The sequence below is a fragment of the Bacillus sp. NH11B genome, assembly GCF_001884205.1.
GTDB classification, from domain to species: Bacteria; Bacillota; Bacilli; order Bacillales; family Bacillaceae_G; genus Bacillus_A; species Bacillus_A proteolyticus.
Map to the genome: position 1 here is coordinate 1 of NZ_MAOG01000104.1, position 13553 is coordinate 13553.

12 protein-coding genes and 1 pseudogene are annotated in these 13553 nt (G+C 35.4%); 10 read left to right on the plus strand and 3 right to left on the minus strand.

The window, feature by feature from the left end:
- Positions 1-231: 231 nt before the first annotated feature.
- Positions 232-513 (minus strand): hypothetical protein, encoded by a 282-nt coding sequence (locus BAU27_RS15790; RefSeq protein WP_071771405.1) that lies wholly within the window; start codon positions 511-513, stop codon positions 232-234.
- 234 nt (positions 514-747) lie between these two features.
- On the opposite strand from BAU27_RS15790, the gene BAU27_RS15795 reads away from it, so the two are divergent.
- From BAU27_RS15795 to BAU27_RS15830, 8 genes and pseudogenes are all read left to right on the plus strand, one after another.
- Entirely contained in the window at positions 748-1893 is a 1146-nt protein-coding gene (locus tag BAU27_RS15795; protein ID WP_071771406.1) for an MFS transporter, read from the plus strand.
- Between the two features lie 263 nt (positions 1894-2156).
- Positions 2157-2353 (plus strand): annotated as a pseudogene (locus tag BAU27_RS32650) (HesB/YadR/YfhF family protein); the annotation flags it as partial.
- 396 nt (positions 2354-2749) lie between these two features.
- Positions 2750-3871, plus strand: coding sequence for a citrate synthase (gene mmgD, locus BAU27_RS15805; protein WP_071771407.1), 1122 nt, complete (start codon positions 2750-2752; stop codon positions 3869-3871).
- A gap of 98 nt (positions 3872-3969) precedes the next feature.
- Positions 3970-5406: a 2-methylcitrate dehydratase gene (gene prpD / locus BAU27_RS15810; protein ID WP_071745524.1), complete on the plus strand. Its 1437-nt coding sequence runs from the start codon at positions 3970-3972 to the stop codon at positions 5404-5406.
- An 18-nt stretch (positions 5407-5424) separates the two neighbouring features.
- Positions 5425-6333, plus strand: a complete 909-nt coding sequence (gene prpB / locus BAU27_RS15815; RefSeq protein WP_071745525.1) for a methylisocitrate lyase — start codon at positions 5425-5427, stop codon at positions 6331-6333.
- A 155-nt stretch (positions 6334-6488) separates the two neighbouring features.
- Positions 6489-8198, plus strand: a complete 1710-nt coding sequence (locus BAU27_RS15820) for an acyl-CoA dehydrogenase family protein (protein WP_071745526.1) — start codon at positions 6489-6491, stop codon at positions 8196-8198.
- A 16-nt stretch (positions 8199-8214) separates the two neighbouring features.
- On the plus strand, positions 8215-9105 hold the full coding sequence (locus BAU27_RS15825) for an NAD(P)-dependent oxidoreductase (RefSeq protein ID WP_071745527.1): 891 nt from the start codon (positions 8215-8217) through the stop codon (positions 9103-9105).
- Between the two features lie 36 nt (positions 9106-9141).
- Positions 9142-10602 (plus strand): CoA-acylating methylmalonate-semialdehyde dehydrogenase, encoded by a 1461-nt coding sequence (locus BAU27_RS15830; protein ID WP_071771408.1) that lies wholly within the window; start codon positions 9142-9144, stop codon positions 10600-10602.
- Between the two features lie 70 nt (positions 10603-10672).
- Here the strand turns inward: BAU27_RS15830 and BAU27_RS15835 are convergent, their stop codons facing one another.
- Both BAU27_RS15835 and BAU27_RS15840 read right to left on the minus strand, forming a co-directional pair.
- Complete coding sequence (locus BAU27_RS15835; protein ID WP_071771409.1) at positions 10673-11305, minus strand: LysE family translocator; 633 nt, start codon at positions 11303-11305, stop codon at positions 10673-10675.
- Between the two features lie 148 nt (positions 11306-11453).
- Positions 11454-12506 (minus strand): enoyl-CoA hydratase/isomerase family protein, encoded by a 1053-nt coding sequence (locus BAU27_RS15840; protein ID WP_071771410.1) that lies wholly within the window; start codon positions 12504-12506, stop codon positions 11454-11456.
- A 359-nt stretch (positions 12507-12865) separates the two neighbouring features.
- Between BAU27_RS15840 and BAU27_RS15845 the strand changes: the two genes are divergently transcribed.
- Entirely contained in the window at positions 12866-13123 is a 258-nt protein-coding gene (locus BAU27_RS15845) for a hypothetical protein (RefSeq protein ID WP_001119412.1), read from the plus strand.
- Positions 13124-13305: 182 nt separating this feature from the next.
- The gene (locus tag BAU27_RS15850) at positions 13306-13545 is read left to right on the plus strand and encodes a DUF2584 family protein (RefSeq protein ID WP_071771411.1); all 240 of its coding nucleotides are present in this window, start codon (positions 13306-13308) and stop codon (positions 13543-13545) included.
- Positions 13546-13553: the final 8 nt, after the last annotated feature.

The window sequence follows — 13553 nt, forward strand, 5'->3', positions numbered from 1 at the left end:
CACCGAACAACGGTGGAGGTCAGGGGGATACAACCCCACCGAATAACGGTGGAGGGGGCCAAGGGAATACAACTCCAACGCCACCAGCAACAACGCCACCAACTACTGGTGGGAACACAGGAGAAGCCCCTGTCAATAATGGACAATAAATAACGTATATAAAAAAGCACCAAAGGTACCGATAAAACGGTTCCTTTGGTGCTTTTTATATTATAAAGATTACTATTATTTTTAAATGTTAAAAGTACCATAGAAATTTTGAAAGTAAATTGATGGGAAATGATAAAAAATTTGAGTAGGAGGTACTGGAGGATAGCCTGGGTTATAGAAACCAGTACTACTAGGATGTGTGCCATGATTCCAATATACAGGGGTGACTTGCCCAGGAGTTTGGAATTGTTGCCAAGTAGCAGGAAGTTCAATACCAACATCGGAGCTAGCTGTATGAACAGAGGGGACATGTATTGAAGGAACTGACGGAACTGCAGTAACTATTCTTGGTGATACCCACATGAAACGATCACTCCTAAGTTTAATAATAAAATAGTATATTCTTTTAGAACATATAAAGGTACATATATAGGACTTTCGCTTAAAACATAGGTATAAAGTCGTAAGACCAACTTAAATTGATGGTAGACCATTTATTATGAAAAGATACGTCTATTAGCGGAGGGAAAGGGAGCATGAAAAATATACAATTGATGTGTTGATTGCAATATTTTGCGTGTTTATGGAGGAATTTTAATGGAACGATTATGGACGAAATCATTTATTCAAATGACTATCGCGATGTTATTTTTATTTACAGGGTTTTATTTACTTGTTCCAACGCTACCGCTCTTTATTAAAGAGATTAGTGGAAATGAATCACAAGTTGGACTGATGATGGGAATGTTTACAATAGCTGCAGTTGTAATACGACCGATTATCGGAGGAATGTTAGATCAATATGGTAGAAGATCTTTTATTATTTTCGGACTCATATTTTTTGGGATAACGATGTATTCGTATAATTTAGCATCGACTATTGTCCTTTTAGCTGTTTTACGCGTTATTCACGGAGTGACGTGGGCTGTTTCTACAACAGCAGTTGGAACAGCGATAACTGATATTATTCCAGATTCACGTCGTGGTGAAGGAATGGGCTGGTATGGCATGGCGATGACAATCGCGATGGCAATTGGCCCAATGATTGGATTATGGGTTGTACAAAATTATTCATTTCATGGTCTATTCTTGTTAGCGGCTCTTTTATCCTTTATGGCAGTCGTATTATCGTTAATAACGAAAATGCCATTCACGCCACAAAAAGAAAAAGGGAAAATCCAGCTGTTTGAAAAATCCGTTTTATCAATAACGATTGTTGTTTTCTTTTTATCATTTGCATATGGAGGAATAACAACATTTTTACCGTTATTCGCGTCATCAATTGATGTGAATCCTGGGACATTCTTTTTTGTATATGCAATTGCTTTAACAATTGTAAGGCCGATTTCAGGTAAATTATTAGATAAGTATGGAGAAGTATTTATCATACTCCCGGCACTATGTATTACCATTTTAGCGATAGTTGTATTAACGATTTCAAATGGTTTGACTGGTGTAATTATCGCAGCGGCATTATACGGTGTTGGATTCGGTTCAGCACAGCCCGCTTTGCAAGCAGCGATGCTGACAATTGTTGATCCTAGTAAAAGAGGAGTTGCTAACGCTTCATTCTTTACTGCATTTGATTTAGGTATTGGATTAGGTGCGATTTTACTTGGAGTTGTTTCACAAATGTTTGGTTACCGTATTTTATTTGTTGGTAGTGCAATTTCTGGATTAATAGCTTTAATTCTTTTCGTTGTTTTTGTAAAACAAAGATTAGGCAAAAAAGATTTTGCGTAAACAGGAAGGGCGAAGATGAAAATTTCAATTGAACATGATGCTCTACGATGATTTAAGGAAGAATTGCGTATAAAGTATGATGAATCGCTTTAATTTATTCCGCTATTTGCCGGGCAGTAAGACTCACACCTCAAAATTCGGCTGGAGCAAAGAAGTTAGGTGGTAGATAAACTGCTCGTAAACGCCCGATTGGTAAAGGCTAAAAATCAGAGGGAGATGAACAAAACCCCCACTGATTAAAGTTTCACTTTATTGAAATGTGCGGAGGAAATAGTGCAATTCATCCAGGATACTCTTTAGGAATTGTTTCTGAGAAACCAGTTCGGGAAATAGTGTCAGTTGAGAAAGACGGTATATTATTTTTATAGATTTTGATAATCTTTCGTACCTTCAAAACTATGATTTAGTTGTCAGCTATCGTAAAGAAACGGAAGAAATTCAATTTAATTATGTAAAATAATAACTTTATTAAAAATAAATAAATTTTATATAAGAATTATATTTATGAGAATATGAAATTAATATTATTAAAAACGAGCTGTGCATGAATGCAGCTCGTTTTTTTATATTTGTTAAATAAAAAGAGAGTAAAGGTATATTTAGTGGGATTATATGGATGATTGTTATATTTCGTTTTAAAAAATCGTAAAAGGATGTATGCCCTTTTCTTATAAAATATGAAAGTTATTTTTGAAAAATTGTATTATTACAGCAGAAAAAGTATAGGAAACTTATCATTATAAAATAAATTGAAATCTTCTAAAAACTCTGATACATTGAAATAGAAATGTAGTTTCACAGTATTGTAAAGGCTTACAGTTATGTGCACGAAGATCTATTAGGATTGGAGGAAATAATGATGAAAGCTGAAGAAAAATTTTCCCCGGGATTAGATGGTATAGTAGCAGCGGAGACGAAAATTTCGTTTCTTGACACAGTAAAAGGTGAAATTGTAATTCAAGGGTATGATTTAATCGAACTCTCAAAAACAAAAGAGTATTTAGACATTGTGCACCTTTTATTAGAAGAACATCTACCGAATGAAGATGAAAAAGCAACAATTGAAAAGAAATTAAAAGAAGAATATGCAGTGCCAGAAGGTGTATTCAACGTGCTAAAGGCATTGCCTAAGGAAACGCATCCTATGGATGGGTTACGTACAGGTGTGTCTGCATTAGCTGGTTACGATAGTGATATCGAAAACCGCTCGTTAGAAGTGAATAAAAGTCGAGGGTACAAGCTTTTAAGTAAAGTGCCAAATATTGTAGCGAATAGCTATCATATTTTAAATAATGAGGAGCCAATTCAGCCCCTTCAGGAATTGCCATATAGTGCGAATTTCTTCTATATGTTAACTGGTAAAAAACCAACTGAACTTGAGGAAAAGATCTTTGATCGTTCCCTTGTTTTATATAGTGAACATGAAATGCCAAACTCTACGTTTACAGCTCGCGTAATTGCATCAACGCAATCGGATTTATACGGTGCTTTAACAGGTGCAGTTGCATCTTTAAAAGGAAGCTTACATGGCGGTGCAAATGAAGCGGTTATGTACATGCTTTTAGAAGCTGGAAATGTTGAGAAATTTGAAGAACTATTACAGAAGAAACTTTATAACAAAGAAAAAATTATGGGCTTTGGACACCGTGTTTATATGAAGAAGATGGATCCAAGAGCACTTATGATGAAGGAAGCTTTAAAGCAGTTATGTGATGTAAAAGATGATTATACACTATATGAAATGTGTGAAGCTGGAGAAAAGATTATGGAGAAGGAAAAAGGAATTTATCCGAATCTTGATTATTATGCAGCTCCAGTATATTGGATGCTTGGTATTCCAATTCAACTGTACACACCAATCTTCTTTAGCTCTAGAACAGTAGGATTATGTGCGCACGTTATTGAGCAACATGCAAATAATCGTTTGTTCCGTCCACGCGTAAAGTATATAGGCGAGCGACATGCATTTAGTAAATAAAAACAACTGGGGAGTTGTTAGCGCCGCCCGCCAGATGGGTGTTTGACCGACACCCATCATTAATAATAACGAATTTTCGACAGAAAGGGAAGATTAGCATGATTAAAACAAATGAAATTAAACAAAAAGATGCATTATTAGAAGAAATTACAGATTATGTATTAAATAAAGAGGTTACAAGTGCGGAAGCATTCAGTACTGCTCGCTACGTATTACTTGATACACTTGGATGTGGAATTTTAGCACTACAATATCCAGAGTGTACGAAATTACTAGGACCAGTTGTACCAGGAACAATCGTGCCAAATGGTACACGTGTACCAGGAACATCTTATGTGCTAGATCCAGTAAAAGGTGCATTTAATATCGGATGTATGATCCGTTGGTTAGACTATAACGATACTTGGCTTGCAGCAGAATGGGGACATCCATCTGATAACTTAGGCGGAATTTTAGCAGTTGCAGATTATATTAGCCGTGTTCGCATTTCAGAGGGAAAAGAACCATTAAAAGTACGTGAAGTACTAGAAATGATGATTAAAGCACATGAAATTCAAGGCGTGCTTGCTTTAGAAAACAGCTTAAACCGCGTTGGACTTGACCATGTATTATACGTAAAAGTAGCAACAACTGCTGTAGTTGCGAAAATGCTTGGCGGAACACGTGACGAAATCTTTAATGCATTATCACATGCGTGGATTGATAATTCTAGTCTTCGTACATATCGTCATGCTCCAAATACTGGCTCACGTAAATCATGGGCAGCAGGTGATGCGACGAGTCGCGGTGTTCATCTTGCAATGACTGCTCTAAAAGGTGAAATGGGTTATCCAACAGCATTATCTGCGCCAGGATGGGGATTCCAAGATGTATTATTTAACAAGCAAGAATTAAAATTAGCTAGACCATTAGAGTCTTATGTAATGGAAAATGTATTATTTAAAGTATCATACCCAGCAGAATTCCATGCACAAACAGCTGCAGAATGTGCAGTGAAGTTACATCCGGAAATTAAAGAAAGATTAGATGAAATTGATCGTATTACAATTACAACTCATGAATCAGCAATTCGTATTATCGATAAAGAAGGTCCATTAAATAACCCAGCTGATCGTGATCATTGTTTACAATACATTACGGCAATTGGTTTATTAAAAGGAGATATCGTTGCGGACGATTATGAGGATGTAGTAGCAAATGATCCACGTGTAGATGAATTACGTAATAAGATGGTTGTTGTTGAAAACAAACAGTACAGTTTAGATTATCTTGAGCCGAACAAGCGCTCAATCGCCAACGCTGTTCAAGTTCACTTTAAAGATGGTACTGTAACAGAAAATGTGGAATGTGAATACCCACTTGGTCACCGTTTCCGTAGAGACGAAGCGATTCCAAAAGTTGTTCAAAAATTCACTGCAAATATGGCAGGTCATTATTCTAGTAAGCAACAAGAACAAATTCATGAAGTTTGTTTAAATGAGGAAAAACTAGAAAATATGAATGTAAACGAATTTGTAGATCTATTCTTAATTTAATAATAGGGGGAATTTAGAATGGCTTGGGTTGTGAATAAACAGTCAACACAAGAGGAGCTTGCGAATCGCTTTCGAATTTTAGTAGAAGCAAATGAAATTTTGCAAATTCCAGGTGCTCATGATGCAATGGCGGCTCTTGTTGCGAAAAATACAGGTTTTTCAGCTCTTTATTTATCGGGAGCTGCTTACACTGCAAGTAAAGGTCTACCAGATTTAGGTATCGTGACGTCTACTGAAGTAGCAGATAGAGCAAAGGATCTAGTAAGAGCTACAGATTTACCAGTTCTTGTTGACATTGATACAGGGTTTGGTGGAGTACTAAACGTAGCAAGAACAGCTGTAGAAATGCTGGAAGCGAAAGTAGCGGCTGTTCAAATTGAAGATCAACAATTACCAAAGAAATGTGGACATTTAAATGGCAAGAAACTTGTTACAACAGAAGAATTAGTTCAAAAGATTAAAGCGATTAAAGAAGTTGCGCCAAGCTTATATATTGTAGCACGCACAGATGCTCGCGGCGTGGAAGGATTAGATGCAGCGATTGAAAGAGCGAATGCATATGTTAAAGCAGGGGCAGATGCAATTTTCCCTGAAGCGCTTCAATCAGAAGAGGAGTTCCGTCTATTTAATAGTAAGGTAAATGCACCTTTACTTGCGAATATGACTGAATTCGGAAAAACTCCATATTATAGTGCAGAGGAATTTGCAAATATGGGCTTCCAAATGGTGATTTACCCTGTAACTTCACTTCGAGTTGCCGCGAAAGCGTATGAAAATGTGTTTACTTTAATTAAGGAAACAGGTTCTCAAAAAGATGCACTTTCTAATATGCAAACGAGAAGTGAGTTATATGAAACAATTTCATATCATGACTTTGAGGAATTAGATACTGGAATTGCAAAAACAGTATTATCAGAAGATCAATAGATAAAACAACGAAGGCGATGAGAATACATCTTTGGCAAAACGAACTGCTTGATGTGAAAAATCATCGCCTTCTGTTTTCAATAATAAGATATTCCACTCATCGTAGACGAGCATATGCAAAGAGCAATGAAGGCCGAAATGATAGGGGGATTCAGATGGAGAAAACGAAGTTACCTTGGGATGAATTCTTTTCACTCAATAAAGATGTGAACAATACTTTCTTTACACCAGAAGATTTTTCAGGGGATGAAGATTTAATTGCAAAAACGACAGAACAATTTGTAAAACAAGAAATTGTTCCGCAAATTGAGAACATTGAACAACATAACTATAACGTTTCTCGTCAATTATTTGAGAAAGCTGGGGAACTTGGATTATTAGGCATTGAGGTACCAGAAGAATACGGTGGGTTCGAATTAGGAAAGGCTGTCTCAGGTCTTGTAGCAGAGAAAATGGGTTACGCTGGTGCATTTAGCGTTTCATTTAATATACACGCTGGTGTAGGTACATTGCCTTACATATATTACGGAACGAAAGAACAAAAAGAAAAGTACTTGCCGAAAATCGCATCCGGAGAATGGATTGGTGCTTATGCTTTAACTGAGCCCAATGCTGGTTCTGATGCATTAAGTGCAAAAACGAGTGCAGTTTTGAATGAAGAGGGTACAGCTTGGAAGTTGAATGGTGAGAAGCAGTGGATTACAAATGCTCATATGGCAGATGTATACGTTGTTTTTGCGAAGACAAATAAAGGGATGACAGCGTTTATTGTCGAAAGAACATGTGAAGGTGTATCTATTGGATTAGAAGAAAAGAAAATGGGGATTAAAGGTTCTTCAACGGCGACGCTTATTTTAGAAGATGTAGTTATCCCTGCTGAAAATGTTTTAGGAGAAGTTGGGAAAGGGCATCACGTAGCCCTTAATATTCTTAACTTTGCTAGACTAAAACTTGCTTTTGGAAATATTGGAACAGCAAAACAAGCAATCGGTTTGTCGGTTCAATATGGAAAAGAGCGAAAACAGTTCCAAACGGAATTAGTAGACTTTACGATGATTCAAGAGAAAATTGCAAATATGATCATTGCTACATATGGAGCAGAAAGTGCAGCTTACCGTACAGCAGGTGTAATTGATGAAGCAATTCATGAGAGTGATGAAGATCTTATGAAAAAAATGTCCCAATTTGCAATTGAATGTGCACTGAATAAAGTAAACGCTTCTGAAACACTTGCTTATATCGTAGACGAAGCTGTACAAATTCATGGCGGGTACGGCTATATGCAAGAGTACGAGGTAGAACGTTTATATCGTGATGCTAGAATTAGTCGTATTTTTGAAGGAACGAATGAAATTAATAGATTAACAGTTGCAAAAATGTTAATGAAGCAAATCGAGCAAATAGAAGATGCTGAAGTAGAAATTGATGTAGCAAATGTAGAAAGAAACCATCGTTACATTTTATTAGCGAAAAAATTGTTGAAACAATCTTTGAAAACGCTCTCTAAAACTCCAGGATTAAAAATTGATCAAGAGCAAGAATATTCACGTGTATTATCAAATATGTTGACGGACGTGTACGTCATGGAATCAGCATTTTTACGTACGAGTAAAGCAATTAGTAAAAATGGTGAAGAAAAAGAGCGTACGAAACAAATGATAACGGATGTTATTTGTGAAGAAGGCTATCGTAAAGTAGAAGAATCGACGATTTCAATACTTTCAGCGGCTGTCACAGAAGAACAAGATAGACACGTAATGTTAGCTGAAATCCGTCAATTATTAGTGCCTTTATACACGAACGTATTTACGAAAAAGAGAGAAATTGCGAAAGCTATTATAAATCGTGGGAAATATATTGTGTAAATAGGAGGAAAGCGATATGAAAAAGATTGGTTTTATCGGCTTAGGTAACATGGGTCTTCCAATGTCTAAAAATTTAGTTAAATCAAGTTACACAGTATATGGAGTGGACTTAAACAAAGAGGCTGAAGCTTCCTTTGAAAAAGAAGGAGGAATTATTGGCTTATCAATCTCAAAACTAGCAGAGACATGCGATGTGATTTTTACAAGTTTACCTTCACCTCGTGCTGTTGAAGCGGTATATTTTGGGGAAGAAGGATTATTTGAAAATAGCCACTCGAATGTTGTATTAATTGATACAAGTACTGTATCTCCACAGTTAAATAAACTGTTAGAGGAGTCGGCGAAGGAAAAGAAAGTAGACTTTTTAGCAGCGCCTGTTAGCGGTGGGGTAATTGGAGCAGAAAATCGTACATTAACGTTTATGGTTGGTGGATCAAAAGACGTATATGATAAAACTGAATCTATCATGGCAGCGTTAGGGGCGAATATTTTCCACGTTAGTGAACAAATTGATAGCGGTACGACTGTTAAATTAATTAACAATCTATTAATTGGTTTTTATACAGCTGGTGTGAGTGAAGCTTTAACGTTAGCGAAAAAGAACAATATGGATTTAGATAAAATGTTTGATATTTTAAATGTAAGTTACGGTCAAAGTAGAATTTATGAGCGTAATTATAAAAGTTTCATTGCATCCGAAAACTACGAGCCAGGCTTTACTGTGAATTTATTAAAGAAAGATTTGGGATTTGCAGTTGATTTAGCTAAGGAAAGTGAACTCCACTTACCAGTAAGCGAAATGCTATTAAATGTATATGAAGAAGCGAGTAAAGCAGGATATGGTGAAAACGATATGGCTGCTTTATATAAGAAAGTTAGCGAACAATTAATTTCTAATCAAAAATAATAGACTTATATACATCATAAAAAAGGAGAGAATATAATGATTACAACTGAAATTAAACGAGTAAAAAATCATATTAATGGTGAGTGGGTAGAGTCTACTGGTACAGAAGTAGAAGCAGTTCCAAATCCAGCAACTGGAAAAATTATCGCTTACGTTCCGCTATCTCCGAAAGAAGATGTTGAAAAAGCTGTTGAAGCTGCAAAAGCGGCATACGAAAAATGGTCTAAAGTACCAGTTCCGAATCGTTCAAGACAATTGTATAAATATTTACAGCTTTTACAAGAAAACAAAGAAGAGCTTGCAAAAATCATTACGCTAGAAAACGGTAAAACACTAACAGATGCAACTGGTGAAGTGCAGCGTGGTATTGAAGCAGTAGAACTTGCAACATCAGCACCAAATTTAATGATGGGACAAGCTCTTCCGAATATTGCTAGTGGAATTGATGGATCGATTTGGCGCTATCCAATCGGTGTTGTTGCTGGTATTACACCGTTTAACTTCCCAATGATGATTCCATTATGGATGTTCCCACTTGCAATTGCTTGCGGTAATACATTCGTATTAAAAACATCTGAAAGAACGCCACTTTTAGCAGAGCGACTTGTAGAGTTATTCTATGAAGCTGGTTTCCCAAAAGGTGTATTAAATTTAGTACAAGGCGGAAAAGATGTTGTAAATAGCATTTTGGAAAATAAAGATATTCAAGCTGTTTCATTCGTTGGATCTGAGCCGGTAGCTCGTTACGTATATGAAACAGGTACGAAACATGGAAAACGTGTACAAGCGTTAGCAGGTGCGAAAAACCATGCGATTGTAATGCCAGATTGCAATCTTGAAAAAACAGTACAAGGTGTAATTGGATCTGCGTTCGCAAGTAGTGGAGAGCGCTGCATGGCATGTTCTGTTGTAGCAGTAGTAGATGAAATTGCGGATGAATTCATTGACGTGTTAGTAGCAGAGACGAAAAAATTAAAAGTAGGCGATGGTTTCAACGAAGATAATTACGTCGGACCATTAATCCGTGAATCGCATAAAGAACGTGTTTTAGGCTATATTAATAGCGGCGTAGCAGATGGAGCAACTTTACTAGTCGATGGCCGTAAAATCAATGAAGAAGTTGGGGAAGGTTACTTTGTTGGTGCAACAATCTTTGATGGTGTAAATCAAGAAATGAAAATTTGGCAAGATGAAATTTTCGCTCCAGTATTAAGTATTGTAAGAGTAAAAGATTTAGAAGAAGGTATTAAGCTGACAAATCAATCGAAATTTGCGAATGGTGCTGTTATTTATACTTCAAATGGTAAGCATGCTCAAACGTTCCGTGATAACATCGATGCTGGTATGATTGGTGTAAACGTAAACGTTCCGGCACCAATGGCATTCTTCGCATTTGCAGGAAACAAAGCTTCATTCTTTGGAGATCTTGGTACAAATGGTACGGATGGCGTTCAATTTTATACACGCAAAAAAGTTGTAACTGAGCGCTGGTTTTAATATAGAGTAAACAGCCAAATCAGTTATTAAATGAAAACCACCACTATTAATAGTGGTGGTTTTCGTCTTGTTAATTATTTCTTTCAAAAGCTAGTTTAATACCAAACCCAATTAAAACGATTCCCGTTAATCCTTGAATATAACGTTGCGTCTTCGGTTTCTTCATAAAGGCACTAATTTTATCAATTAAAAATATATAAAAAGCAAACCAAATGACTGTCAAAATGAGATAAGTAAGTCCCATAACGAGAAGTTGTATAAATGTATTATGATTTGGATTTAAAAACTGTGGTAAAAAAGTTAAAAAGAAGACTGCAATCTTAGGGTTTAGTAAATTTGTAAGGAAACCTTGGCGAAAGCAAGAAGTATGTTTATTTTCATTATTTATTGGAACTTCATTTGTATTTAAGTCCGATGTGTTTCTGACTGCTAAAAGGGCTTTAATACCAATATAGACTAAATATACAGCACCAACATATTTAAAAATAGAAAATAAAAGAGCAGACTTTACAATAAGTGCCGAAAGACCAATTACAGCAGCTAAAGTGTGAATTAAAAGCGCAACACAAGTACCAAAAACAGTTTTTACGCCGCCGATTTTTCCAGCAACCAATGTGTTTTTCGTAGCTATTGCTGTATCTGGACCGGGTAAAATGATAAGACAAATTGACATAATGATGAAAAGAAGATAATTTTCTATCATAAATTGTCCTCCTTTTTATTTTTAGAAAATTCGATTAAAGCTAGTGTAGCACACATTTTGGTTAAATTAAATTAAATTGTATTTAAAAATATTAAATACAAAAGGCTATATTTGTAATGTTGCATACACTACAAATATAGCCTTTTTGTTATGCATTAAGTAAATTAAAGAAACGATTTACGTCTTCTTCTGAAACATCACTTAACTGTTTATATTTATAATTCGGATTTTGATCTTTATCAACGACAACGGAGCGTACTCCTTCGAAGAAATCTTCATGTCTCATAAAATTTTTAGCTAGTATAAGGTCCGTAGCGAAACATTCTTCAACGGACTTATCTTGTCCATCAATAAACTGTTTTAATGTTACTTTTAGTGAAACAGGTGATTTTGATAATAGCGTTTCTTTCGTTTTTAGTGCAAATGAACTTTGGGCTTTCTCCAACGAGTGGATGATTGCTTCAATTGTATCGAATGCAAAATGTGAATTGATTACTTCTAAAGAAGGAGCAAGCTCGCTTTCTAAGTTTGGAGCAGTTGCAAATGTACGAATAACTTCTTTTAAATGAGTATGTACATCTTCTTTATTCCAATTTATATTTTCAAGTGCGGTAAGGAAATTTGGTAATGAATCGGATGTCATAAAATAATCAGCAGCGTTTATATATAATACATCAGGAGCTTTTAATATGGATGCTGTTAAAGCGACATATCGGCCAGTAGATCCTGGAGCTTTATTTAAGAAATAAGCAGCACCGACATCTGGGAAGAAACCGATGTTCATTTCAGGCATCGCCCACTTCGTACGTTCTGTTACTATTCGATATTTAGCTCCATTTGTCAGACCAACACCACCACCCATTACGATTCCATCTAAACAGGCGATAATTGGTTTTTTATATTGATAAATAAATGTATCAATTTCATATTCTTCTTCAAAAAATTGTTCTGCATGCTGTAATGCAATCTCATTTGAACGTGCTTCGTATAGCGTTTTAATGTCGCCACCTGCACAAAAACCTTTCGTTCCAGCTCCTTTTAAAACGATAACTGTAATCTGATCATCTTGTTCCCATTCTTTAAGTTTTTGTCCAATTGGTTTTAACATGTCATAGGATAAAGAATTAAGTGCTTTTGGACGGTTTAAAGTAATAGATGCAACGCCGTTTTCGCTAACAGAAAATAAAACGTGTTCAGTCATTATAAATCCTCCCTTACATATCTTCCTATTCTTATTTCTTGATACATGATGAAATGTCCTTTATAAATTTGTCTAATATTGGCGCTATAAGGATTAATATGTACTCCGCATATTTTGACGAGTTATATTTGCAGGATTCTGAAGAAGGAAGAGGAATATTACAACATTACTGTAAGCGCAATTATTTGGAATTATAGTGTTGAAGGCGCTATTATATGTATAACTTATATTGAGTTATTATGCGTGGCGTAACAATCTATTAAAGAGTGGATGTAGAAAAAATCAAAAAGCTGAATTGTCTAACTTTTAAAGGCAGTGGGGTTTGTATATAATTAGAAATAGAGAAAGGAGAGATCGGAATGCCAGGACCTTTACTATTGTCGGTAATTATTTTGTCATCTCTTATGGTAGGAATTACACAGTATTTTCATCATACAGATACGACAGAAGAAGTGAAGGATAAGGTGCGTCTCGTGTTTCCGATTTTTATAATATCTATTTCCATATGTTTTTTACTCAATAAAGATGGGTATGTAGTGGCTGTATTTGCGTTTTTTGTAGCGATTGTCTTAATAACTGTATTGTACTACGTTATGAAAGAGTACTTACAAAAATAAGGATGCCTGAATGGCATTTTTATTTTTGTAGATTAAAAATTTCACATACCGTATTTTATGTAAAAAACATAAAATACTTATAATTAAAAAAGTGTGTACATCGTAGTGTATTTACTTGTCAATCTTGCATGACCACTATACTATTAAAATGTAGAGATTAGAAAAAAGGGGTTGTATCTAGCATGAAATTTGAGATGCACACAAAAATTATTTCAAATGAAAAAGAAGTGAGATTACATATAGAAGATAATTTATTTCAATTAATTTTAGATGGTTATCATCTATTTACTATTCAAGAAATATTACCATTATATAAATCAAACGAAGAAAGAATCGGTAGTGCAATTGTCCAAAAGTTAAAATGGGAGAACGGAAAAACTACACTAAACTATCAGCTTGTTTCACTACAATCAGTAAACTAAAAGGAGAA